This is a genomic window from Campylobacter concisus (assembly GCF_003048905.1).
Lineage (GTDB): Bacteria > Campylobacterota > Campylobacteria > Campylobacterales > Campylobacteraceae > Campylobacter_A > Campylobacter_A concisus_V.
Genome location: NZ_PIRO01000001.1, coordinates 592,477 through 616,876 on the forward strand (window position 1 = coordinate 592,477; position 24,400 = coordinate 616,876).

24 protein-coding genes and 1 tRNA gene are annotated in these 24,400 nt (G+C 38.7%); 6 read left to right on the forward strand and 19 right to left on the reverse strand.

From position 1 onward, the window contains the following. Positions 1-11: 11 nt before the first annotated feature. From CVS95_RS03010 to CVS95_RS03100, 19 genes are all read right to left on the reverse strand, one after another. Complete coding sequence (locus CVS95_RS03010; RefSeq protein ID WP_107695933.1) at positions 12-1,265, reverse strand: beta-ketoacyl-ACP synthase; 1,254 nt, start codon at positions 1,263-1,265, stop codon at positions 12-14. After that, the gene (fabG, locus tag CVS95_RS03015) at positions 1,265-1,984 is read right to left on the reverse strand and encodes a 3-oxoacyl-ACP reductase FabG (RefSeq protein WP_107695515.1); all 720 of its coding nucleotides are present in this window, start codon (positions 1,982-1,984) and stop codon (positions 1,265-1,267) included. Before fabG ends, CVS95_RS03010 begins: the two co-directional genes overlap by 1 nt. Beyond that, the gene (locus CVS95_RS03020; protein WP_107695516.1) at positions 1,977-2,420 is read right to left on the reverse strand and encodes a thioester dehydrase; all 444 of its coding nucleotides are present in this window, start codon (positions 2,418-2,420) and stop codon (positions 1,977-1,979) included. The genes fabG and CVS95_RS03020 overlap by 8 nt, the downstream gene beginning before the upstream one ends. Further along, complete coding sequence (locus CVS95_RS03025) at positions 2,417-3,586, reverse strand: beta-ketoacyl synthase N-terminal-like domain-containing protein (protein WP_234399999.1); 1,170 nt, start codon at positions 3,584-3,586, stop codon at positions 2,417-2,419. Before CVS95_RS03025 ends, CVS95_RS03020 begins: the two co-directional genes overlap by 4 nt. Continuing rightward, positions 3,570-3,947 (reverse strand): hypothetical protein, encoded by a 378-nt coding sequence (locus tag CVS95_RS03030; RefSeq protein WP_234400000.1) that lies wholly within the window; start codon positions 3,945-3,947, stop codon positions 3,570-3,572. The genes CVS95_RS03025 and CVS95_RS03030 overlap by 17 nt, the downstream gene beginning before the upstream one ends. A gap of 23 nt (positions 3,948-3,970) precedes the next feature. Then, complete coding sequence (locus CVS95_RS03035) at positions 3,971-4,492, reverse strand: 4'-phosphopantetheinyl transferase family protein (protein WP_107695517.1); 522 nt, start codon at positions 4,490-4,492, stop codon at positions 3,971-3,973. After that, entirely contained in the window at positions 4,473-5,153 is a 681-nt protein-coding gene (locus CVS95_RS03040; protein ID WP_107695518.1) for an ABC transporter substrate-binding protein, read from the reverse strand. Before CVS95_RS03040 ends, CVS95_RS03035 begins: the two co-directional genes overlap by 20 nt. Positions 5,154-5,219: 66 nt before the next feature. Beyond that, positions 5,220-6,074, reverse strand: a complete 855-nt coding sequence (locus CVS95_RS03045) for a TPM domain-containing protein (RefSeq protein ID WP_159071255.1) — start codon at positions 6,072-6,074, stop codon at positions 5,220-5,222. After that, a complete protein-coding gene (locus CVS95_RS03050) occupies positions 6,074-6,667 on the reverse strand; it encodes a LemA family protein (protein ID WP_107695520.1) in 594 nt (197 codons plus the stop codon). Before CVS95_RS03050 ends, CVS95_RS03045 begins: the two co-directional genes overlap by 1 nt. Before the next feature lie 100 nt (positions 6,668-6,767). Next, the gene (locus CVS95_RS03055; protein ID WP_107695521.1) at positions 6,768-11,786 is read right to left on the reverse strand and encodes a retention module-containing protein; all 5,019 of its coding nucleotides are present in this window, start codon (positions 11,784-11,786) and stop codon (positions 6,768-6,770) included. Positions 11,787-12,284: 498 nt separating this feature from the next. Then, positions 12,285-12,375, reverse strand: a tRNA-Ser gene (locus tag CVS95_RS03060). Between the two features lie 125 nt (positions 12,376-12,500). Then, on the reverse strand, positions 12,501-12,725 hold the full coding sequence (locus tag CVS95_RS03065; protein ID WP_107695522.1) for a helix-hairpin-helix domain-containing protein: 225 nt from the start codon (positions 12,723-12,725) through the stop codon (positions 12,501-12,503). An 89-nt stretch (positions 12,726-12,814) separates the two neighbouring features. Next, positions 12,815-13,495: an orotidine-5'-phosphate decarboxylase gene (pyrF, locus tag CVS95_RS03070; RefSeq protein ID WP_103583350.1), complete on the reverse strand. Its 681-nt coding sequence runs from the start codon at positions 13,493-13,495 to the stop codon at positions 12,815-12,817. Then, positions 13,492-13,887 (reverse strand): transcription antitermination factor NusB, encoded by a 396-nt coding sequence (gene nusB / locus CVS95_RS03075; protein WP_085657769.1) that lies wholly within the window; start codon positions 13,885-13,887, stop codon positions 13,492-13,494. The genes pyrF and nusB overlap by 4 nt, the downstream gene beginning before the upstream one ends. Position 13,888: 1 nt before the next feature. Further along, positions 13,889-14,359: a 6,7-dimethyl-8-ribityllumazine synthase gene (gene ribH / locus CVS95_RS03080; RefSeq protein ID WP_107695523.1), complete on the reverse strand. Its 471-nt coding sequence runs from the start codon at positions 14,357-14,359 to the stop codon at positions 13,889-13,891. A 10-nt stretch (positions 14,360-14,369) separates the two neighbouring features. Then, the gene (locus tag CVS95_RS03085; RefSeq protein ID WP_107695524.1) at positions 14,370-14,693 is read right to left on the reverse strand and encodes a DMT family transporter; all 324 of its coding nucleotides are present in this window, start codon (positions 14,691-14,693) and stop codon (positions 14,370-14,372) included. Beyond that, positions 14,690-15,019, reverse strand: coding sequence for a DMT family transporter (locus CVS95_RS03090; protein WP_107695525.1), 330 nt, complete (start codon positions 15,017-15,019; stop codon positions 14,690-14,692). The genes CVS95_RS03085 and CVS95_RS03090 overlap by 4 nt, the downstream gene beginning before the upstream one ends. After that, positions 15,009-15,815 (reverse strand): 3-deoxy-8-phosphooctulonate synthase, encoded by an 807-nt coding sequence (gene kdsA / locus CVS95_RS03095; protein ID WP_107695526.1) that lies wholly within the window; start codon positions 15,813-15,815, stop codon positions 15,009-15,011. The genes CVS95_RS03090 and kdsA overlap by 11 nt, the downstream gene beginning before the upstream one ends. A gap of 10 nt (positions 15,816-15,825) precedes the next feature. Continuing rightward, the gene (locus CVS95_RS03100; RefSeq protein ID WP_103649492.1) at positions 15,826-16,716 is read right to left on the reverse strand and encodes a DMT family transporter; all 891 of its coding nucleotides are present in this window, start codon (positions 16,714-16,716) and stop codon (positions 15,826-15,828) included. 152 nt (positions 16,717-16,868) lie between these two features. Between CVS95_RS03100 and der the strand changes: the two genes are divergently transcribed. From der to CVS95_RS03130, 6 genes are all read left to right on the forward strand, one after another. After that, entirely contained in the window at positions 16,869-18,254 is a 1,386-nt protein-coding gene (gene der / locus CVS95_RS03105; RefSeq protein WP_107695527.1) for a ribosome biogenesis GTPase Der, read from the forward strand. Then, positions 18,238-18,759 carry a shikimate kinase gene (locus tag CVS95_RS03110; protein WP_107695528.1) on the forward strand — a complete coding sequence of 174 codons (522 nt, stop codon included), beginning with the start codon at positions 18,238-18,240 and terminating at the stop codon, positions 18,757-18,759. The genes der and CVS95_RS03110 overlap by 17 nt, the downstream gene beginning before the upstream one ends. Positions 18,760-19,289: 530 nt before the next feature. Beyond that, positions 19,290-20,252, forward strand: a complete 963-nt coding sequence (gene trpS / locus CVS95_RS03115; RefSeq protein WP_107695529.1) for a tryptophan--tRNA ligase — start codon at positions 19,290-19,292, stop codon at positions 20,250-20,252. A 12-nt stretch (positions 20,253-20,264) separates the two neighbouring features. After that, entirely contained in the window at positions 20,265-20,705 is a 441-nt protein-coding gene (locus tag CVS95_RS03120; RefSeq protein ID WP_107695530.1) for a copper resistance protein CopD, read from the forward strand. 9 nt (positions 20,706-20,714) lie between these two features. Continuing rightward, a complete protein-coding gene (serS, locus tag CVS95_RS03125; RefSeq protein WP_107695531.1) occupies positions 20,715-21,959 on the forward strand; it encodes a serine--tRNA ligase in 1,245 nt (414 codons plus the stop codon). Then, positions 21,959-24,328, forward strand: a complete 2,370-nt coding sequence (locus CVS95_RS03130) for a tetratricopeptide repeat protein (protein WP_107695532.1) — start codon at positions 21,959-21,961, stop codon at positions 24,326-24,328. Before serS ends, CVS95_RS03130 begins: the two co-directional genes overlap by 1 nt. Positions 24,329-24,400 lie beyond the last annotated feature (72 nt).

Below are 24,400 nucleotides of genomic sequence, written 5' to 3' on the forward strand. Positions count from 1 at the left end.
ATTTATCCTTTTTAAAAAATGTTTTTAACTCTTTTAAATATCAAAGATGTATTTACACCACCAAATGCAAAGTTATTGCTCATAACAAAGTCCGTTTTTATCGGAGCTGGCTCTTTTAAATAGTTTAGCTTTGCGCACTCAGGATCGATCACGTTTAAATTTATAGTTGGGAAAAACAGCTCTTCTCTCATCATCATAATAGAAGCGATCGCCTCCAGTCCGCCACAAGCGCCAAGCGTATGACCAAGATAGCTTTTAAGTGAGCTAATGGCGATATCCTCTCCAAAAAGCTCGTTTGTAGCGATACTCTCGGCTATGTCGCCATGTTTTGTCGCAGTCGCATGGGCATTTACGTAACCTATACTTTTTGGCTCTAGCTTTGCGTCACGAAGCGCTAAGCTCATCGCCGCTTTCATCGTAGCGCTTTGTGGTCTTGTGATGTGTGTGCCGTCACACGTCGAGCCAAAACCAACAACCTCAGCGTAAATTTTAGCTCCTCTTTTTAAGGCACTCTCTTCACTTTCAAGCACTAAAAACCCAGCTCCCTCGCCAAGCACCAAGCCATCTCTATCTTTTTCAAACGGCGTTGGGCTCAAATCTGGCGTGCTGTTTTTTACACTAGTCGCGTAAAGCTTATCAAAGACGTATGCCTCGCTCACGCAAAGCTCTTCAGCCCCACCAGCTAACATCATATCTATGCTGCCATTTTTTATGCTCTCATATGCGTATCCAATGGCATGCGAACCGCTCGTGCAGGCCGATGACGTCGGGATTATACGTCCTTTTAGCGAGTAAAATAGCGCAATATTTGCCGCTGTGGTGTGAGGCATCATCTTTATATAGGTATTTGCGTTAAAACCGCTATCCATGTCCAAAACTAGCTTTGCCATATCAAGGATAGAGTCGGTACTGCCAGTACTTGAGCCGCTTGCCACACCCATTCTGCCATCTTGCACACTTGGGTCTAAATTTGACTCATTTAACTCATCACCTTTTAATAATCCAGCATCTTTTAAAGCAAGTCCAGCCGCATGTACGCTATAACACGACACCTTGCCAAGGCTTCTTAGCTGTTTCCTATCCCACTCTTGCGGATATTTGTAGTCTATGATAGGTGCTGCTAGGCGAGTGTTTAGATCTTTACAACTCTCCCACTCGCTCATATATCTCACGGCGTTTTTGCCTTCAAGAAATTTAGCCCTCATCTCCTCCCAGCTGTTGCCAAAAGCACTGACTGCGCCGATACCTGTGACAAATACACGCATTAGCAAAGTCCTCCATTTACACCGATAACCTGCCTTGTGATGTAGCTAGCCTCGTCGCTTAGTAAAAATTTAACCAGCCCTGCCACTTCATCTGCCTCTCCAGCTCTTTTTGCAGGTATGGCCTTTAGTACTTCGCCCAAGAAATCGCTATTTAAAATTTCTTCGCTCATATCTGTCTTTATAAGCCCAGGTGCTACACAGTTTACTGTTATGCCTCTACTTGCAAGCTCGACTGCAAGGGCTTTGCTGGCTCCTATAATGCCAGCTTTGCTAGCTGAGTAGTTCACCTGACCTCTGTTGCCAATGACGCCTGAAACAGAGCTTAGTGTTACTATTCTAGCTGGCTTTCTAGCCCTTATCATGGGCATTAGCGCTGGTCTTAGGACATTGTAAAAGCCATTTAAATTTACATCTATCACATCAAACCACTCTTCATCGCTCAGCCCCACAAAGGTGTTATCCCTTGTTATGCCAGCATTTAGCACAACACCGTAGTATACGCCATTTGCTTCCATGTCAGCCTCTATGGCCTCTTTTGCTGCGGCCGTATCAGCCACGTCAAATGTCATAAATTTAGCCCCAAGCTCACTAGCCATCTTTAAAAGCTCATCGCTCTTACTTCTTGCATGAAGCACCACTTCGTACTCGTTAGCTAAGCGTTTAGCGATACTAGCTCCTATGCCTCTACTTGATCCAGTTATCAATACTCTCTTACTCACTAAGTGCCTTTTTTACAAATTCTTCATCAGGGCTCATCACGTTTAAAACAGCCCTTGCGCCAAGCTCGCCATTTACAAAAAGCTCACTGTCATAAACGCCAAATCCACTCTCATCTTGGATCGAGCACTTTGAGATGATCACTATCTCATCGCCCACTTTAAAATATGGCCTAAAAATTTCAAATTTTCTACTGCCTAGCAAAAAGCCAAATATCGCCTTTTCGCCCCTTAGCTCACGCATCTTTGAGTCATAAATTCCAAGGCTTTGAGCCATCATCTCAATCGCCTTTTGCATCTGAAATTTCCCATCTTCTAAAAATGGATTTTGCTCATTTATCACACTTCTTACTTTGATACTCTCACAAGGCGTAAATTCTAAAATTTCATCGATCAGGGTTATGGCGCTGCTGTGCGGCAAATAGTCACTTATCATCATCTCACTCTTTTAAATATTATTACGGCGTTGTCTCCGCCAAAGGCAAAAGATAGCGACATCGCTGTTTTTACGTCAAATTTCGTGCCACTTTTTACTAAATTTATAGCTTCCAAACTCTCATCATACTCGCCGTCATAAACATGTGGCGGCAAGGTGCTATTTTCTTGCATGCAAAGCATCACGCAAATGGCGCTCTCGATGGCTCCAGCAGCTCCAAGTGTGTGTCCAATCTGTGGCTTTAGTGAGCTAGCATATGCGGAGCCAAGCGTTAAATTTACTGCTTTTGCCTCCATTTTGTCATTTGCTTGCGTACCGGTGCCATGCAAATTTACATAGTCCACGCCGTCTATGCCAGCTTTTTTTAAAGCTTCTTTTATACAAGAAATTGCCATTTTGGCATTAAAATCAGGCTGAGTCATATGAAAAGCGTCGCAGTTTGAGGCCGAGCCAGCGACCGCAACGTTTGAAATTTCATCACGGCTCAGCAAAAATAGCCCAGCTCCCTCGCCTATGTTTATACCCTCTCTGTTTTTAGAAAATGGCTGGCTTGGTTTTTGACTTAAAATGCTAAGTGAGTTAAAGCCATTTATGGTTAATGTGTTTAAACTATCGACACCACCACATATAACCGCATCGCAAATATCGCTTTTTATTAGTCTTTGTGCCTCAATAATCGCCTTAACACCAGAAGTACAGGCAGTTGAAACACAAAAACTTGGACCTTCTAATCCATAAAATTCGCTCACAAATTCGGTCACATTTGCAAGACAGTTTCTGTCTATGCCAAACTTGCTTTTATCAAAAATTTCAGTTTTTATATACTCTTTAAAAGTCCAAAAATTTTCTTCAATTCCACTCGTTGTAGTGCCTAAAATAACACCTACACGGCTCTTACCAAATTTTTTGATAGCCTTTTTTATCTCATCGTCAAGCTCAAGAAGCGTGTTTAGAAGCAAAGCATTGGTTCTTGTTTTGAAGTGTTCTTTTGTGTTCTTGGCAAACTCTGGCAGTGCCTTATCAAATTTCGCTACTAAAAATTTATTCTCAGGATGAAACTCACTGCTAAGGCCTAGAAATCTCTTTCCACTTAAAAGCGAGCTCAAATTCTCATCACTACTGCTCCCTGCTGCACTAATAATGGCTGGTTTGCTAACGTAGATCAACACTTTCTACCTTATAATATTGATCATCTATCATAAATTTTTGCTCATTTTTTTCATCTTTTATCATCTCTAGCACTTTTATAAAAAGTTCATTGTAGGCACTATTTGGTGGCAAAAAACCTAAATTTTTAAAGCTACCATCTTTTAAAACTCGCCTAGCTTCTGGCGCGCCAAGTGCGTTTACAAGGCTAAATTTATACTCATTCTTGCTATTTTGCACGTAAAGCAAAAGTAGACCTTTTGATGAGCTTACCTTAAATGTTTTTAAGTCAAAATCTGCCATCTGTGGCGTATCAAATTTCTTTGCACATCCAAGAGCAAAAAGCGAAATAGCAAGGATCATGACTATTTTTTTTATAAGCAATCTTTACCTTTTAATGTTAAAAATTACAAAAGTTTAATAATTATATCTTTGCATTGCTTAAATGCAAGGCAAATAATAAATGAATTATTAATAATTAAGTATTTTTTTGCCATTTCATCGTAGCTGGTAGTACCAAGATCGCTAAACGATAAATTTTTAAGCTTTAAAACCGCTTCTTTTGCAGTATAAATTTCATAAAATTTTTGCATTTTATCTTTTGCATTTGCCAAATTTTTGCTCTCATCTTTTGTAAAGCAAAAGCTAGCTACCGCGTCAAAATTTCTCTGCTTTAGCTCTTCTACATCGACTCCGATCTTTTCTTTTGAAATGGCTAAAACTGCGATATTTTCTTTATGCGAAAGACAGATTTTACCTCGCATCTTTGCTTTAAATTTTAAGTAGCGAGATATTTTAAATGAGTTTTGTTTTATTAAATTTGGATATTTTTTTACTCTTCTGCGATCTTTTTTATCTAGCATTTTTGGGCTAAATTTCTCACCGCAAAAGCTGATAAAAAGATAAATTTCACCCCTTTTTATAGGCATTTAATCTCTTTTTATAATTTTCATCACACTCTAAGGCTTTTTCAAACTCAGCAGTAAATGCTCTAAGGCAATCATTTTTTTGCTGGTTTTCATCGCCAAATGATCTAATGCGTGGCGTAAAAGTAATCTTATCTTTTCTAAAATCAGCCTCTTTTAGATCAAAGTTTAAATTGCTCATTTTGCTATTTAAGATATGCAAGGCACATTTTCTTGGCCCAAAGATAAAATTTTGCCCGTTTAAGGGCTTTAGGCCTCTTACTAAAACGCCGCCATAAAGCGATGGCTCGCTTTTAAAAGATATGTCAAAACCAAAGTTGTGAAAGTAAATCTCTCCTGCCTCACACTGCCTTTTGTAGGTATTTGCGTCAAAACAAGTATAAATTTCAAGCTCACTAAATTTATACTCTTTGCCAGAAACAATTAAAACTTTACTCTGCATAAGCTCGCATAAAAAGCTCTGAAATTTCTCGTCAAAAAACTCTTTAAAACCAGCAGTTTTAACTATCTCTTGTTTTATATTTTTATCTAAAATTTTAAAGTTATTTTGTTTGAGCAGATCAAATTTTTCTTTATCAAAATGACTTTGCTCTAAAAATTTACTAAGCACCGCCACTAGATCAAATTTAGCAAAATGGCTTTTAAGCAGCTCGCCAGCTAGCATCTTTGCTCCTAAGTTTTTATATATTTTAAAGGATTTGAGCTTTACAAGCTAATCTTTGATGAAATTTTACCAACTGCCACTTGCTCCGCCTCCGCCAAAACCGCCTCCGCCGCCACTAAAGCCACCACCTCTTGAACTACTTGAATGGCCGCTACCACTGCTATTTGAGTCTGATCTATCGCGCCCGAAATCACTGTGTGTATTTTTGCTTTGAGTATTTTTTTTAAAGGCATTTTTTAAAATAATAAAAAATATTACAAACACAATAGCAAAGACAATGAAGTAATTTTGCACGCCAAAAAATTGCTCAAATACCGTAGATATAAGCCCTGCAAAACACGCACTAAAGCCAACTCGCATAAAAAATTTACCTAAAAAGACAGAGATAAAACACGAGATCATGCCAGCAAAAAAGGCAAATATTCCAAACGGTATCTCTTTATCTTCACTCACGCTTTCAAATTCTTCGCCACTAGCCACTTTTATGATGGCTCTTATGCCCTCTATCACGCCACCACCCATATCGCCTTGCTTAAATTTAGGCACTATCACATCATTTATGATCTGGCTTGATATAGCGTCAGTTAGCATGCCTTCAAGTCCATAACCAACTTCTATACGTATTTTTCTCTCGTTTGGAGCGATTATTAAAAGCACTCCATTACTACTTTGTTTTTGTCCCAGCTTGTAGCCTCTAGCTATCTCAAGAGAGATCTCTTCTATGCTTTTATTTTCTAGTGATTTAAGAGTCACGATAGCAATTTGCGTCGTACTATTTTGCTCGTAATTTTGCACCAAGCTTAAAAGCTCAGCTTTCTCATTTTTAGAGAAAATTTGAGCCTCGTCATTTATCTGCTCGTTAAAATTTATGGCAAAACAAAAGCAAAATGTAAAAAATAAAAGAGCAAAAATTTTCTTCATCATTTCTCAAATGAAACTTTTGGATTTATCTTCTCTTCGTTACTTATTTCAAGATTTTGTTTTGGCTTTAGCTCAGGATAAAAAGCACTTGCTATAAATTTATTAGGAAAGCTTCTAAGGGCTACGTTATACTCTTTTACAGCTTCGATATAATCATGCATTGCTACGCTTATGCGGTTTTCTGTGCCCTCAAGCTGACTCTGAAGAGATAAGAAATTTTGATTTGCTTTTAGCTCTGGATAGTTCTCGCTAACTGCCATAAGCCTACCAAGCGCCAAGCCAAATGAGCTTTGTGCTGTCATAAATTCTTTCATCTTAGCTTCATCGCTAAGACCACTTGCATCAACGCTTACTTGCATGCTCTTACTTCTAGCATTTGCCACATCTTCAAAAATTTTTTGCTCATGAGCTGCGTAGCCTTTTACAGTTTCAACCAAATTTGGCACAAGCTCGGCTCTTCTTTTATATTGATTTAACACCTGTGACCACTTTGCATTTACATTTTCATCAAGTGCAACAAATGAATTTATATACTTAAAAGCACCAAAAGCAAGTGCAGCAATAACTATAATAACGGCTATTAAATTTTTCATATTTTCTCCTTTAAGGAGCAAATATTAGTAAAACAAGACTTAAAAAATAATGTGAGTTTGAGTTTGAAATGAGTGCGAATTTACGCACTCATTTTTGGGATTAAAGATCGGTGTGGATTTTGTCGTCTATTTGGATATGGATAGTTTTTCCATTTATTTGATCTATGCTTGAGTAGCCTTTAAAGCCACTAGCGTCGTAGTTAGAGTCACGATCCCATTTGTGATCTAGATCAACTTTTGTGATTTTATTGCCATTAGCATCAACATCACCACCTTTTATCTTAAGCACCGTATCAGGGTTATCAGTGATATCAAGGATATTTTGTACATTAAATTTGATCTCTGTCTTTCCTTTAAGCTCAAGATTTTCAAAGCTTTCCACTTTTGAATCAAGATTAGCAATGCCTCTAAGATCAACTATTTGCTTATCAAATACCAAAGTATCATGACCTTCACCACCTTTCATATCTTTGCTTGCGTCAAATTTAACCGTATAGTTTTCAACGCCTATATGAAGTGGTTTATAAGGCTCGTAAGACTTGGACTCTAAGCCATCTGAAGTTTTAAGTGAGGCTTTAACATTTAGATCATAGGCTGATCTTGCATTGATATCAAGCTCTTGGTCAAATGTGCCCTTTGCTATATCTGCAGCTGATAGAGTATATGTTGCGGTCTTAGTTAATGCATGGTTGTCTGGATCAGTGTATTTAAACTCTACCGTATCTCCATTTCTGGCATCTTCATTAAGATAAACTTTAACCGTAGTAGATCTCTCACCACTTTCTGAGGTTTTTATATCTTTATTAAACATGATGCCTCTTATAGCATCGATTTCAGCATGTGCCGTATCGCTTACTGTTTTGCTCTCACCAAATGTGTCAGTTAGAGTAACTTCAGCTTTTGTTTCTTTATCAACTGCGATAGTAGCATCAAGATCAAGTGGAGTATCTCTGCCAAGCGTTTGTTGAGAATTATCATCTAAATTTTTAAGTATAATTTTTCCATTTACATCTTTTCCCATAACTTCATAATGTTTAGTTAAGATAGATCCATTAGGATTTGTTATCTTAACATCTATCTTATCGCCTGCTATAACGCTTCCCGGGATAGAAACATGAACCTTTGAAATTTTACTACCTGACTCATCTCTTGAGATAATGCCATTATCATTTTTATCAGCAACTATGCTTACACTTAATCCCGCTTCACTTAAAGGTGCAAGTTTAGCTTTTGCTTCGCTGCTAGTTGTAGTCTCAGCACCATTTGTTATAGTAGCTACTGCACTAGTTTCACGACCTGGAAGCATAGCAACGCCAGGAATTTTTATAGTATTGTTTGCTAACTGTGTAGTAACATGAGTAGTATCATCTGTAAGTGAAATTTTACCATTGGCAGTTTTTGAAACTGTGTAATTTATAATCCTAGCAGCCGTAGTACCATTAGTTTGAGGTTCTTTTATTGTTACTGCTACCTTATCGCCATTTGTGACATTATGTGGCACCTGAACGCTTATAATTGTCTTTTTTATATCATTGTCCAAAATAGCTTCATCTCTGTCTATTACATTGTCTCTACTTGCATTATCTTCAACAAATTCAATCTTTAAATTTTTAGTATCTACTGACTCCAATGTAGCTTTAGCTATCTTTGTTACTCCATTTATAGTAGCTTCAACCACTGCTGGATGATCTTTATCTATATGAACATTAGAAATTTTTAGTTTATTTCCTGGCTCAAGTGCAACAATGCTGCCACCCGCATCTTTTATAGTAACGTTTGTACCATCATTTGAAGCAACGGTATAAGTTTTCTCTGCCCCACCATTTACCTTAACTTTTATAGTATCGCCACTATTTACAGTGGTTGGGATTTGAAGTATTGCCGAAGTGGTATTTAAATTTCCATCCTTCATGGCTTCATCTCTACTTAGAACTCCGTTTCTATCTTTATCCTCATCAATAAATAGCCTAAAGCCTGTTCCAGAACCGCTACCTTGAGCATCAAGCGTAATATCGCTATTTGTCTCAACCTTATCAGCGCCAGTATTATCAGTAACCTTGGCATTAATGATAGTCTTATGATCTTCTGTTAAGCCAAGTGTATATTTGACCACTTTATTGCTATCAGCATCATCGGTAATATCAAGCTCTTCACTGCCATTTTTGGCTATCAATTTGCCGTTATTGTCTTTTACTATCTCATATGTCTTGGTCGTTTTATTGTTTGGCGTGTCTTCGTTGTGTGACTCTACTATTAATTTATCACCTAAAACAAAATTTGAAGGAAGCTTGATAGTTGCTATAGTAGTCGCTCCAGTTGCCTCTGAACTACCCAAAATACCATCATTATTGATATCTTTTTCAAAAGTTATCTCCATGTCTTCATGAAGCTTTTCAAGAGTATTATGATTTTGAGCTTCGGCTTTCTTGCCGCCACTTGCATCGGTGGTCTCAGTAGTTACATTGATGGTCTTGCCAGCAATGATCTCTACGCCAGGAATTTCTATCTCATTTTTATCACTTGCAGTTATAGAAGCATGAGTAGAAGTATCTTCTAGCATGATTTTACCGCTTGGGTCTCTACCTGTAACCTTATAAGTTTTAGGTGAAGTGCCATTATCTATTTTTACAGTTACCACATCGCCAGCTATAACGTTATTTGGCACTTTTACTACTACTGTCGTTTTATGTAGGTCGCCATCCGCGTCCTTGCTCTCCGCTCTCGTTAAGGATACGTTACGGTCAGCATCCTCTTTGAAATATACCGCCATATCGTTTATATTTGAGATAGTAACTGTGCTTGTATCTTCTGAATGCTGAATACCATCTTTATCTTTTATCTCGGCTGTTACTTTAGTTTCTAGACCAGTTGCTGTTTTAATGCCAGAAATTTTAAAGCTTCTACCATCTGTTTCTGTATCTATTTTATCGCCATCGCTATCTTTTACAAAGAACTTACCATTATTATCTTTTCCAATAGTATATTTTATTTCTCTAGCAGTAGCTTCATTTGGCTCTTTTATAGTTACAGTTAGTTTATCTCCACTTACTGCATTTTTAGGAAGCTTTATAGTGACTGTTGTGCTATTAAGATCATGATCACTCATAGCTTGCTCCCTACTCATACTCCTAGTGCCATTAGCCTCTCCAAAGATAACTTCAGGTTTTTTTACATACTCTAAACTAGCCGATACTTCTGGCTCACTTATAGATGTATGCCTGTCTGGATTTGAATGTGTGATTTTAGCCTTAATTTTCGTATCTTCTCCATGCTTTAGCTGTATACCAGAAACATCAATGGTATATTGATTGTCACCTGATTTTATCGGTGTTAAAACATTAGAAGTTCCGTTTTCTGTTACACTAGTCACAGCACCTTTACTATCCATATGTATAGTAAATTCTCTTGTATAAGTTTTAGATGGATTATTTACAGGATCATCAGGATCAGGTCCAGTAATAGTTAGCGTAAGCTTATCGCCATTGTCAATTTTATTTGGCAGAGTAATCCTTGCTGTGGTTTTATTTACTTCATTGTCTTCAGCACTTTCTTGTCTTGAAATTTCATGAAGAGTCTTTTCTTCTGGTAGTGTCATATACAAATTTCTACCAATAGGCTCTACACTATCTTGATCTGACTCTTCACTTTTTCGAACATTGTTTTTATCTACCACATGAACACTAGCTGATGTTCTTACATCTGGAAATATCGGAAGAGAGGTATTTACTTTTTGATTATCAATCATCTCTTGTGTAAGAGAAATTTCTTTTGTTGTATCTTGCTTAGTTAGTGGATCAGTATAAGTTATAACAATCTTATCACCAATAACTACATCTTTTGGTAGAGTTATTTCTACCGTCGTGCTTCTAAAGTCGTTATCTTGCTTATTTTCATTATCATATAGATAGATATTATCATCTGTATCTTCAGTAAATTTCAAAGTCGGTTTTACATCAAGAGTAGTAGAGTCGCTTGCAGTTGCACTTCTCATCGTGTTTGTGCTATCTGCTACGTAAGCTTCTACTTTTGAAGGCTTGCCATGTTCAACTGGCATATTGTCTATCTTATATCCATTATCTATTATATTTTGGTCTATAGGCACATTCCTAACCTCAGTTGTACCATCAGGCTTTGTCAAAGTCACGTGAAGCACATCTCCAACAATCACATCTTTTACAGTTATAAGTACTGGAGTTTCATTTAGATTGCCGTCTTTAGCATTTTCAGTATATGTTAATAGATTATTATCAGGACTGTTATCCTCTGTAAATTTAACCTCTGGAGCACTAAAGCCACTTGAAGTTACGCTATCTTCACTTCTACCACTAACATTTCCTTGAAAATTTGTAATAGTTGCATCAACTTTTGAAATTTTGCCAGTCTGTATTGGTGCATCAAACTGATAACCATTGCTTATGATAGTTGGAGTGATAGGAATTGTTTTATTTTCAGTATTACCATCTGGCTTAGTTATAGTGATATTTAGTATATCTCCAGCCCTTACTGTGCCATCATTTGGAATTGTAATAAGAACTTTTGATGTATTTAAATTTGTATCACGTGCATGCTCAACCCTGCTTAAAGTACCATCGTTATTAAGATCGCTTATAAAAGTTACAAGAGGATTGCTTGGGATTATAGTATCATCTCCACCATTGTATCCGCTTATTGGGCTATCGTATGATGCAAAAGCTCTGTTTGTATCACTTAAATTTCTATATGTTGCATTAATGTTTGAGTAGTGGCCACCCTCAGCAAATTTAGCGTCACTTAGGCTAACGCCATCTCCACCACCAGCAGCAGTGTTTCCACCAGCAGCAGTCTCTTCAAGTTTTGTTAGATCTCCACCATTTAAAATAGCATTTTGCAAATCGCTAACATCTGCCAAACCTTCCGCGCCTATAGTACTTTGATTTAAAGCAAGTGTATCATTGCCTACAATTGTAATCTCTTTTCCATTATTTGAAACAATTGTTATTTTATCAGCGGCATCACTTGTCTTGATGCTCTCTCCCATATAAAGGATGTCACCTACTTTTAGCTCTCTCTCATTTCCATTTTGATCGATAGCGACCGCCTTGCCACTAATAAATTTTACTACTCCAGCTTCTTTAGCCAAGATTACTCCTTATTATTATTTTTTGTATTATTTAAATTTTTGCGTGATTATATACTATCTTTATAGGATATAACTTTATGTGAGAAATTTTATCTTTTAAGAAAAAAATATATTAATTAAATATATAAATTCCAAATGTCAATAGTTTGTAAAAAGCGAATTATAAGCTTTTATCAAAAAATAGCTTTTTGATTATCAATATAATTAATTAAGCAAAATATAATATTTTTTATAATAAAAACTTAATTTAAGATATTTTTAATTAGTTTGAAACAACAATATAACCAAAAAAATTATATTTTTTAAAAAATGTGTGATCACTATAAAATTTTTACTTATAAATTTCACAAAAAGTCATCAGTCTAAAATCTACAAACTTATAGTTAAGTTTTTACTAGGTAAGCAATTTTCTAACGCAGAAATAATTTAATTTTATATTAAAGATATTCAAAAAATAATGTGAAATGATAATAAAAATTTGTGATTATTTATAAGCAGTGGCGGACAGAGAGGGATTTGAACCCTCGAGCCCCGATTAAGAGCTGCACCCTTAGCAGGGGTGTGGTTTCAGCCACTCACCCATCTGTCCATAAAAAGAAATCGCATTATAATTGAAGGCCGCTGATATCTTGCTTAAATTTGCATTTCACAATTATAGCCCTCAGATAGAAAATCTAAAAATAAAAATTTATAAATTTAGTCCTTCCAAGGCCATCATTTTAGTTTGGCTTTGTCTGGGTGCGGCGTATTTGCATAGTAGCAAACCATACGGTAAACATAGAGGATACATCTATTGCTGCCGCATCCGAGCGCCTTTGTGCGCTCAAACATCTCGTCTGGATCTGCACCCTTTAACGAAGCAATGTCTATATAGCCGAGTGCCAGCAGATCGGCCTGCGTCGCTTCGCCAACATAGAGGATTTTCTTAAAATCACTCAAATTTAGCTCCTCACTTCGCTTTGATATCATCTTCACGCAACATTTTGTAAAAAAGCTTAGTTAAAAACCACTTCACACAAGTTCAAATTTTAAATTTGCTCCAAAATTCTTTCGCAAATTTCTCTTGGATTTGCATTTTCATAAATCGGCCTGCCAACAACTATAAAGTCACTACCTTCTTGCTTTGCGCTCACTAAGTTTGCTACTCTTTTTTGATCTCCAGCACTCTCACCAAAAGGCCTAACACCAGGGCAAAGAGTGATGAATTTCTCATTTGTAACATCTTTGATGAGCTTGCTTTCAAAAACAGAACAGACCATTCCATCAAGCCCTGCTTCAAAACTCATCTGGCTAAATTTCCTAACAGCTCTTGCGATTGTATCGTTATAAACAGCGTCAAATTCGCTCTCACTAAAGCTAGTAAGTGCCGATACCGCAAGTACTAAAGGACGGCTTCCAAGACCAGCTAGTCTATCCATAACTGTCTTCATCGCGCGTTCACCAGCGCTAGCATGCACATTTATCATATCTACGCCGATTTTTGAGACGACTTCAGCCGCATCCGCCATCGTATTTGGGATATCATAGAGCTTTAGATCGAGGAAAATTTTAAAATTTCCAAGTTCTTTTAACTCTTCTATAAATTTTGCCCCATCCCTAAGATAGCTTCTAAGCCCCACTTTTAGCCAAAGATCAAGCCCTTTTAGCTCGCTAGCAAGGGCTAAATTCTCTTCACGACTAGCCATATCAAGTGCGACGCAGAGCCTCACAGATCGCCCTTTAGCTTATCAAGTACACCGTTTATAAATTTTGGTGCCTGATCACTTCCAAGTTCTTTCGCAAGCTCGATCGCTTCGTTTATGATGACAGCCTTATCAGTTTGGCTAAATTTCATCTCATAGAGCCCAAGTCTAAGGATGGCTAGTTCAGTCGCACCAACCTTACTAAAATCGCCATCTTTTAGATATGGCTTTAAAATTTCATCTAGTTTTTCTTTATTTGCGAGCACCTCTTTAAAAGTCTGCTGTGCCTCATGTTTACGCTCGTTTCTTATCTTTTTCTCTTCTAGAAATTCCTCTTCAAATGCAGCAGTTACCGGATTTATCTCATTTGAGTAGAGCAGCGAAACGACGGCCTGCCTAACCTGATGACGAGTCGCCATTTCACGCCTCCAAATTTTTATATAAGCTTAGCATCTCGATCACGCCCGTCATCGCTTCAAAGCCCTTGTTTCCAGCCTTTGAGCCAGCTCTCTCGATGGCTTGCTCGATGCTATCGACCGTTAGCACGCCAAAGGTCACCGGCTTGCCGTACTTTAGCGTGACGTTTGCGATACCCTTGGTAGTCTCGGCGCTAACGTAGTCAAAGTGAGGCGTAGAGCCGCGGATAACCGCTCCCACGCAGCAAACGGCGTCAAATTTACCGCTAGTTAGTGCTTTTTCAAGCGCCATCGGTATCTCAAACGCGCCCGGCACCAAAATGAGGCTCAAATTCGCCTCGTCGCCGCCATGGCGCAAAAACGCATCCCTCGCGCCCTCGACCAGCCTATCGGTGATGATGTGGTTAAACCTAGCGCCCACTATGGCGACCTTCTCGCCGCCTTTTAGAGCCAAATTTCCTTCGATTATTTTCATGATTTCTCCTTTAAATTATCTTTAACATTACCGCGCTTAGCGTTATTAGCGATAGATAAAACGCATTTTGCGCGCTCATTTTTTCGCCGTTAAAAACCACTCCGACGCCCACGGCTCCGATCGCTCCGATACCCGTCCAAATCGCGTACGCTACCGACATCGCCATCGCCTGCATCGCGTAGCTCAAAAGCCAGAGCGAAAGGGCGAAATTCGCGGTTAAAATCAAAAAATTCGCCGCCTTTTTCACGCCGAAGCTTTTTTGAAATTTCGTTAGAAAAAACACGCCCAAAACCTCGCAGCATCCCGCTGCTAAAAGAGCTAAAACGTGCATCAAGATTTTAGCCTTTTTAGCCCCAGTACGCCTGCAACTAGCGTCGCTATGAAAAATAGCCGCAAGGGATCTGGCGCCTGGCCGCTTGAGCCGTATTCGCTAACGCTTTCGGCGACCACAATAAAAAACGCTCCAAATCCCACAAATACGGTATATGCGACGCTAACGGGGATGTATTTTAAAGCCTTTATAAACGATACGAAGCTAACGCAGACTAACGCGGCAGTAAGCGCGAATCCTACGGCATCTTGGGCGTGTTTTAGCCCGTACGCCCAGCCGCACTCGGCGACCGCGCCGCCTAATACCCACAAAAAGCCCTTAGTTTGCATCGCCTAGGGCGTCTTTTATCTTAAAAATTTGAGCGATATTTGCGTCTAGCTCGTCCAAATTTAGCATATTCGGCCCGTCGCAAAGCGCCTCGCAAGGATTTACGTGCGTCTCGTAAAAAAATCCGTCCACGCCAGCAGCCGCCGCAGCTCGCGCTAGATACGGCACGAATCTCGCGTCACCGCCGCTTTTCTCACCCAAAGCCGACGGCATCTGTACGCTATGAGTCGCGTCGAAAATCACGGGCGCAAATTCTCTCATTATTACCAAATTTCGCATATCTACGACTAAATTTCCGTAGCCAAAGGTGCTGCCTCGCTCAGTTAGCCACACGCCGTTTTGTTTAGCGACCTCGTATCCATCGCCGCTAATGCCCCTTGTTTCTAGCACTTTTTTGACCGAATGTTTCATCGCAGATGCCGCTAAAAACTGCCCTTTTTTGATATTTACCACGGCTTTTGTCTTAGCCGCGGCCACGAGCAGATCGGTCTGGCGGCACAAAAACGCAGGGATTTGCAGCACGTCGGCCACTTCGCCTACGGGCGCAGCCTGGTAGCTCTCGTGGATATCGGTTAAAATTTTAAAACCGAATTCCTTTTTGACCTTGGCTAAAATTTCACACCCTTTTTCAAGTCCGGGCCCGCGAAATGAGCTTATACTCGTGCGATTTGCCTTGTCAAAGCTAGACTTGAAGTAAAAATCAAGCTTTGGATTTTCATTAAATTTAACTAACCTTTTTGCCACTTCAAAAACAAGCTCCTTGCTCTCTATCACGCAAGGTCCAGCGATTAAGATCATTTTTTCTCCTTTATTTTTCTTTAACAACTAAAATTCCACTAACCACGACAAGTATGATGCCTACAAGCGCTAAGTGATTTGGTAACGCATCGCCCATAAAATAGCCAATTATAAGCGTAAAAATGACGTCTGCGTAGCTAACCGCAGCGATCACTCCAGCCTTTTTGCCAACCGCAAACGCCTTTGTCATGTACGACTGAAAAAAATATCCGCTAAGCCCCATTAGCAAGATAAAAACAACGTTATACCAGCTTGGCATGCTAAATTTTGAAAACAAAAAATCAAGTGGTTCGTAGGTGAAAAATTCTGCCAAACCCATGCAAATAAGTGGCAAAAACGAGCCCCAAAGCATAAAACTTAGCACGATCACATTTGTACCGTAACTCTTGTTTAGCTCCTTTACACTCGTGTATGCGATCGCCGCACCAAGGCCGCTCCAAACACCGATAATATCAGTCTTGCTTATGCCTAAATTTGGCTGGATAACAAGCAAAATTCCACCAAATCCCAAAAATACAGCAAACCAGCCAAGTGAGCTTAGACGCTCTTTAAAAATAAAAGCTGCAAGGATAGCCGTAAAGATTGGATTTGTCTTTTGAAATGTAAAAGCTGTGGCCAAATTTACATGAGCGACATTATAAAAAAAAGCAAAAAGTGCCACTGTGCCCACAAAGCCACGAAACATTAGCAAAAAAAAGTGTCCACCAGCTTGTTTAAATGGAAATCTATAAATGGCATAAATGACGATAAAAAGGCCTATTAAATTTCTAAAAAATACAACTTCGATAGATGGCATATCTTTGCTAAGATACTTTGCAAATGCGCCAGTAACGGCAAACATAAAGCAAGCAAAAAGCATATAAAAAATGCCAAGATGCGAAATATAAAACCTTTTTAACATCACATGACCTTTAAATTTAAAGTAGCCATTTTAATGAAAAGTGGCTTAAATTTTGGTTGATTTTTTCTTTTATTTTGGCGCCTTTAAGCAAATTTTTATACTTTATATAAGTCAAAAATTTGTATAATCAGCCATCACGAAAAGGACAAAATTTGCAAAAAGTAATATTAGTAGGCAAGCCAAATGTCGGCAAAAGCTCACTTTTTAACCGCTTAGCTGGTCGTCGTATCGCTATAACAAGCGATGTTAGCGGCACGACAAGAGATACAAACAAAGCTAAGATCGAGGTTGAGGGCAAAGAGTGCATATTAATCGACAGTGGTGGCCTTGATGATAGTAGCGAGCTTTTTAAAAATGTAAAAGCAAAAACTTTAGCAGAGGCTAAAAATTCAGACGTCATTTTATACATGGTCGATGGTAAAATGATGCCAGATGACGGAGATAGAGCCATTTTTTACGAGCTTAGCAAGCTAAATTTACCAATCGCATTAGTCATTAATAAAATAGACAGCAAAAAAGATGAGCAAAGAGAGTGGGAATTTGTAAGCTTTGGAGCAAAAAAATCATTTGGAATTTCTGTAAGCCACAACACAGGCATAGATGAGCTAAGTATGTGGCTAGCAAAGCACATAGAAGATAAAGTGCAGATAAAGGCCGATACTAGTGAAGATTTTGATGATTTTTTAGAAAACTATAACGACGAGGGCGAGCTAAGCGACGAGATAGACTATGAGAGCAAAAACATCAGAGTTGGCATCATAGGGCGTGTAAATGTCGGCAAAAGCTCGCTTTTAAACGCTCTTGTAAAGGAGAGTCGCGCCGTCGTTAGCGACGTGGCAGGCACTACGATTGATCCAGTTAATGAAATTTACGAGCATGATGGCAGGGTTTTTGAGTTTGTCGATACTGCTGGCATCAGAAAGCGTGGCAAGATCGAAGGCATCGAGAGATACGCGCTAAATAGAACTGAGAAAATTTTAGAAGAGACGGACGTAGCATTACTTGTGCTTGATAGCTCTGAGCCATTAACCGAACTTGATGAGCGCATCGCTGGCATCGCCTCAAAATTTGAGCTTGGCGTTATCATCGTGCTAAACAAATGGGATAAAAGTAGCGAAGAATTTGACGAACTCTGTAAAGAGATAAAGGATAGATTTAAATTTCTAGCATACGCGCCGATCATCAGTGTTTCGGCACTTGGTGGCAAAAGAGTGCATAAAATTTATCCGCTCATAGTTGAAATTTATAAAAACTACACTCAAAAAATCCAAACTTCAAAGCTAAATGAAGTGATCGGTGAAGCGACCAAGGCACACCCTCTGCCACGAGATAAAGGCAGAGTTGTGAAAATTTACTACGTAGTACAGTTTAAGACAGCGCCGATCATGATAGCGCTCATAATGAACCGCCCAAAATGCTTGCACTTTAGCTACAAACGCTACCTAACAAACAAACTTAGAGAGAGCTTTAATCTAACTGGCGTACCTATCGTGCTAATCCCTAAAAAACGTGGAGAGAGCGATGAAAACAAAGAATAACAATATCGTTTTGATAGGGTTTATGGGCGTTGGCAAGGGCACGACTGCAAGGGCACTAAGCAAGGCACTAAAGACGATGAACCTTGACTGCGACGACTTACTAGAGAGCTCACAAAATATGAAGATAAAAGCTATCTTTGAAGAGTACGGAGAGGAGCATTTTAGGCAGCTTGAAAAGGATCTAGCTAAATTTTTAGCAACAAATGTCAAAAACAGCATTATTTCAACTGGTGGAGGCTTTGCGAAGGTTAAAAATTTAAAAAAAATTGGTACCGTGATCTATCTAAAAGCTAGTTTTGATGCGATCATGCAAAGGCTAAAAAATAGCAAAAATAGCGAGAAAAAGCTCGCCAAACGTCCACTTTTAAGTGATCTAAAAAGAGCCGAGGCATTACATCTGGAGCGAGAGGAGCTTTATGAGAAAAAGGCTGATTACATCGTCGAAGTCGAGGGTAAAACTCCAAAGCAAATCGTAAAAGAGATAAGGATGCTTTTAAAAATTTAGTTGTAAAGTAGTGCGAAATACTGCTTGCAACGATAAATTTCAAGATCAGGCTAGATGGCTATCTAGCGTGGTGTTAAAATTTGAAATGTTTGAGCTAAATTTAACGTTTTGTAGTTAGAAATTTTGGCGAAGTATCGTAAGATAATTTTTTGCTTCACTTTATTCGCAACGCTAAAGCGACGAGAGTTGTGTGATAAAAATTTTAAGATTAAGCTAGACTAAAAAGTCTAACTTGATGTTAAAATTTAAAAGCTTTTGGCAAAGATTTTTGTTTAGGCGAGGCAAAATTTTGTTCTTAATCAAAGGCTAGACGCATGGTCTGCCAGTTAAATTTTAAGATTAGATTAGATACAAAAACTCTAATGTAACGTTAAAATTTAAAAAATATTTTGGCAAAGTATCGTGAGATGATTTTGATAGTTGTGTAGAAATTTTAAGCCGAAGCTAGACACATAGTCTGCCGAAAGCTTAAAATTTCAAATCTCTATCAAAAGCGCTCACGAGAAAAAGCCAAAATTTGAAAGGATAAGATGAGAGTATTAACCGGCCTCCAACCCTCCGGCAAACTACACCTTGGCAACTACTTTGCCTCGATAAAGCAGATGGTTGATATGCAAGAGCAAAATGAGATGTTTATGTTTATAGCAAACTACCACGCGATGACGAGCCTTAGCGAGGCCAAAGCCCTAAAGCAAAACACTTTTGAGGCTGCGTGTGCGTTTTTGGCACTTGGGATCGATCCAAATAAAAGTATTTTCTGGGTACAGAGCGACGTTAAAGACGTGCTTGAGCTTTACTGGGTGCTAAGCCAGCACACGCCTATGGGGCTTCTTGAGCGCGCGCACAGCTATAAAGACAAAGTCGCAAAGGGCCTTAGCTCGCACCACGGACTCTTTAGCTATCCGGTTTTAATGGCAGCTGACATTTTGCTTTATAATGCGCAGGTCGTACCCGTGGGCAAGGATCAGATCCAGCACGTAGAAATCGCTCGTGATATCGCGATAAAATTTAACAACGAACATGGAGAAATTTTTACATTGCCTGAGGCAAAGATCGATGAAAATGTCGCCACCGTGCCTGGCACAAATGGCGAAAAGATGAGCAAAAGCTATGGCAATACAATCGACATCTTTGCCAATGCTAAAACGCTTAAAAAGCAAATTTCTAGCATCGTGACAGACGGCACATCGCTTGAAGAGCCAAAACAGTGGCAAAACTGCAACGTATATAATATCGCCAAACTTTTCTTAGACGAGAGTGAGCAAAAAGAGCTTCAAGCTAGATATGAGCGTGGTGGTGAGGGTCATGGGCACTTTAAAGCTTATCTTAATGAGCTTATTTGGGACTATTTTAAAGATGCGAGAGAGAAATTTGAGCATTATCAAAATAATCCTGACGAAGTGTCTGGAATTTTAGAAATAGGAGCCAAAAAGGCAAGTAATGTTGCTCAAACAACGATAAAAAAAGTTCGTGAAGCAGTCGGAATTTATTAATAAAGGAAAAATATGCAAAATTTATATCCATACGCACAGATAGTTCATCTTTTTTGTGCAATCATCTTTATTGGTTACCTCTTTTTTGATGTAATCATTTTTAAGGCAGCTTGTAAAAAAATGCCACCTGAGCTTGCTCAAAAGGCAAAACAAGCTATCGGTTCAGTTGCTATTAAGATAATGCCACTTTGTATCTTGTTTTTGGTATTAACTGGAGGCATGATGATGAGTAACTGGGTCGGATCAAAGGCTGGAGGCTACTTTGAGACAAATTTACAAATCATTTTTATGATCAAATTTTTCTTAGCGATGCTAATCGTGGCTGCGGTTATAACAAATTTAAGCTGCAAATTTATATTTAAACGCCCTAGCCCACTTGGCAACATACATCCATTTGCGCTAACAGCAGCAGTTTTTATAGTACTTTTTGCAAAAGTTATGTTTATGGTTTAAGGATACGGAATGATAAATTTAAAACTACTCGAGACAAATTACGATGAATTTGTAAAAAAACTTGAGGGCAAAAATGTAAAAGCTGGGCTACTTGACGAGCTTTTACAAACTTTTAACGAACTAAAACAAAAGCGCAAAGCACTTGAAAATTTCCAAGCTATTCAAAACGCAAAGAGTAAAGAGCTTGGCATAAAGGCAAGAGCTGGTGAAGACGTGAGTGAGCTAAAAAATGAGCTAAATTTAAACAAAGCTGCACTTTCTGATGCTGATGAGATCGTTAAACAATATGAAGAAAAGCTTGAGCAAATTTCATTTAGCATGCCAAATATCACCGACGATGACGTGCCATTTGGCAAGGACGAGGACGATAATGTCTGCATTAAAACGGTGCTTGAGCCAACTAAATTTAGCTTTACACCAAAAGAGCACTGGGAGTTAGGCGAGAGCCTTGGCTGGCTTGACTTTGAAAGAGGCGCAAAGCTTTCAGGATCTCGCTTTACCGTTCTTCGCGGTATGGGAGCAAGGCTAAGTAGAGCGCTTGTTAATTACATGATCGACTTTAACAGCGCGCGCGGCTTTGAGCTTGTAAATATCCCTTATCTAGTAAGCTCAAATACACTTTTTGGCACTGGTCAGCTGCCTAAATTTGAAGAGGACCTTTACAAAGTGCGTGACGAGGATCTCTACCTCATCCCAACTAGCGAAGTGCCTGTGACAAATTTATATAATGACACGATCATTGAGGCCGAGCAGTTACCTATAAAGATGACTTGTTACTCAGCATGCTTCCGCCAAGAAGCGGGCTCAGCAGGACGTGATACGAGGGGCATGATCCGCCAGCACCAATTTGAAAAGGTCGAGCTAGTAAGTATCACAAAGCCTGATCAAAGCGAGGGCGTGCTTGCTGAGATGATATCTTGCGCTAGCGACTTGCTAACTAGCCTTGGTTTGCCTCACCGCCACATGCTTCTTTGCAGTGGCGATCTTGGCTTTAGCGCAGCAAAGACGATAGACCTTGAGGTTTGGCTACCTGGTCAAGGTAAATATAGAGAGATTAGCTCTATTTCCAACACTCGTGATTTTCAAGCAAGGCGTGCAAAAATTCGCTTTAAAGATGGCAAGAAAAATATGCTCGTAAATACGCTAAATGGCTCAAGTCTAGCTGTGGGTAGGACTCTTATTGCCATCATGGAAAACTACCAAAAAGCAGATGGCACTATCGAAATTCCAGAAGTTCTTAAAAGGTATATGTAGTGGCAGAAGAAGAGGTTGTAGTTTTAAAACCACCTGGCGAGCAAGCAGAGCAAGCGCCTGAAGAGGCAAAAGCCGAAGCACCTGAAGAGATCGTCTCGCTTGAGAGTATCGCAAGTGAGGGTGTGCTACAAGATGAGAGCATCCCAGAGCCAATCCCCGTAAAAAAGAGCAATAAAAAGCTCTTTATAATAGCAGGTGTGGTCGCTCTAGTGCTTATCATCTTGATAGTGGTTTTGCTAGTTATCTTGCTAAAGAAAGACAAAAAAGAGAACATAGATACTGCAAGTATCGTAAAAAATATAGAAAACAACTACCAAACGCAAAATTTTGGCGCTTCAAAGATAGATGAGATGATAAATAAAGCCAATCAGCTCTACGAGCGTGGCAATAAATTTGAGGCTCTAAAAATTTATGAAAACATAGCTGTTTATAACCAGTCTCTCTCAAACTACAACCTCGGTGTTTCGCAGATGAAACAAGAAAGATGTGATGAGGCGATCGTATCTTTTAATAAAGCTATAACCGATAGAGAAAACACAGCAGTTAGCGCCATAAACGCTGCTGTTTGCTCACTCGAGCTAAATAACACTAAAAATTTTAACTACTACATAGGACTTGCTGATTCATTTTTGCAGTATGAAAACAACTCGCCACTTTATAGCTATTACTACGCGCTTATAAACTACTATAAAGGCAACTATTACGAGGCGCTTCAAGCGCTTTCTCATCCAAATACTGCAGATTATAAAAACGAATATGCATATTTAAGTGCAAAAATTTTATCACTTCTTGGAGATGATGAAAGAGCAATAGCTAAGCTTGAGAGCCAAAAGGCGTTTAAGGCCGACTTCACGCTAGCACAGCTCTATGCAAGACTTGGCAAATACGATAAGGCAAGGGATTATTTAACAAAAGCTTCTAAAAATACGCCAAATATTGATCTTATCAAGATGACTGAGGCGCTAATTGATCTAAAAACTTCTGACTACGGCGACGCGGCTGCATTTATCAAAGATGTTTACGACTACAATGCTTCTTTGCCAAGCAAAATTTATAAGATAAAAACGATACTAAAGCCTGATCTTTTTGATGTCAGCCTAGCTCAGGCACACTTTAGTGATGATATGTTTTTTGATAGAACAAGGCGCTATGAGACGCTTTTTTACTTCGCACCTTACAAGGTCTTTGATGCAAAACAGAGTATAGAGCAGATAAGAAAAGGTGGCGTTAGCGTCTTTTTAGACGACACTTCAGCAGCAAATGACTATCTTAGCCAAAGTGCAGCTGCTTCAAAAGTAAATGCAAAACTTAGTGAAGCTATTGCAAAAGCACTAAGCTACCGCTTAAAAGAAGCAAATAAAGAGTTTGAAGAGCTAGCCAGCACTTATCCAAATCACTCTATCTTGCAATACAACCTTGCTCTAAGCTACGCTCAGCTTGGAAATTTTAGCCTTGCAGCAAAGCACTTCATAGCAAGCTATCACCAAGATGTAAATAACCATCTTGCAGGTATTTTTGGGGCGATTTGTCTAGATATAAATAGAAATTTAAACCCAAAACTCATTGAAGAGATCGGCGAAAATTTAGAAAACGACAAGAGTTTAAAGCCTGTAAATTTATATGCCTCGCTTCTAAGCCTGGTTAGTGGCAACCAAAGTGCGATGATAAGGTGGCTTGAAGAGCCAAAAGAGCAGACAATGCTAAATTTAGCCTTTGATATCATCATCGCAAAAACAACAAACAATGACGAGCTAATGGTAAAGAAAGCTGATGAACTACTAAAAATTTTGCCAAATGATATTATTGCAAATATCTTAAATTTTATATCGAAAAACAAAGAGCAAAATGTCAAAGAGTATGCAAAAGCGATACAAATTCACTTTAATGGCAAGCAGCTTGATTCAAACGCTTTCTATCACGGCGCTGATATCATCAAAAAGCAATACATCAAGTTACTTCAAATTTCAGGTTTACTTACAAGAGAGCGTGATGAGTTAAGAGTCGAGCTAAAAAATGCTCCAAAGAATATAAATTTAATCCAAACTCTAGCCTATGTCGATATCTTTACAAACGACTTTGATGAGAGCTATAAACTTTATAATCAAGCGATCGATGAGTTTAAAGTAAATGACGCTAGCACATTGTTTTTAGCATCTGTGGCTGCGACAGGAGCTGGAAAAGTATCAAACGCAATCGCACTTTTAGAGCTAACAAAACTAAATGATGCTAGTGCTATCGAAAATAGAATAGCTCTGGGTCTAATGTATCAGCAGATAGACAACATAAAAGCAGCTCTTATACAATACAGCAAAATAGGAAATGTTGAGTATGAAAGTGAATTTTACGACTTTGAGATAGATAATGAATAATAAAAATTTAACTAGGCTTTGACCTAGCTAAATACATGTTATAAGAGCTTTAAAAATTTCTCAAAATTACCG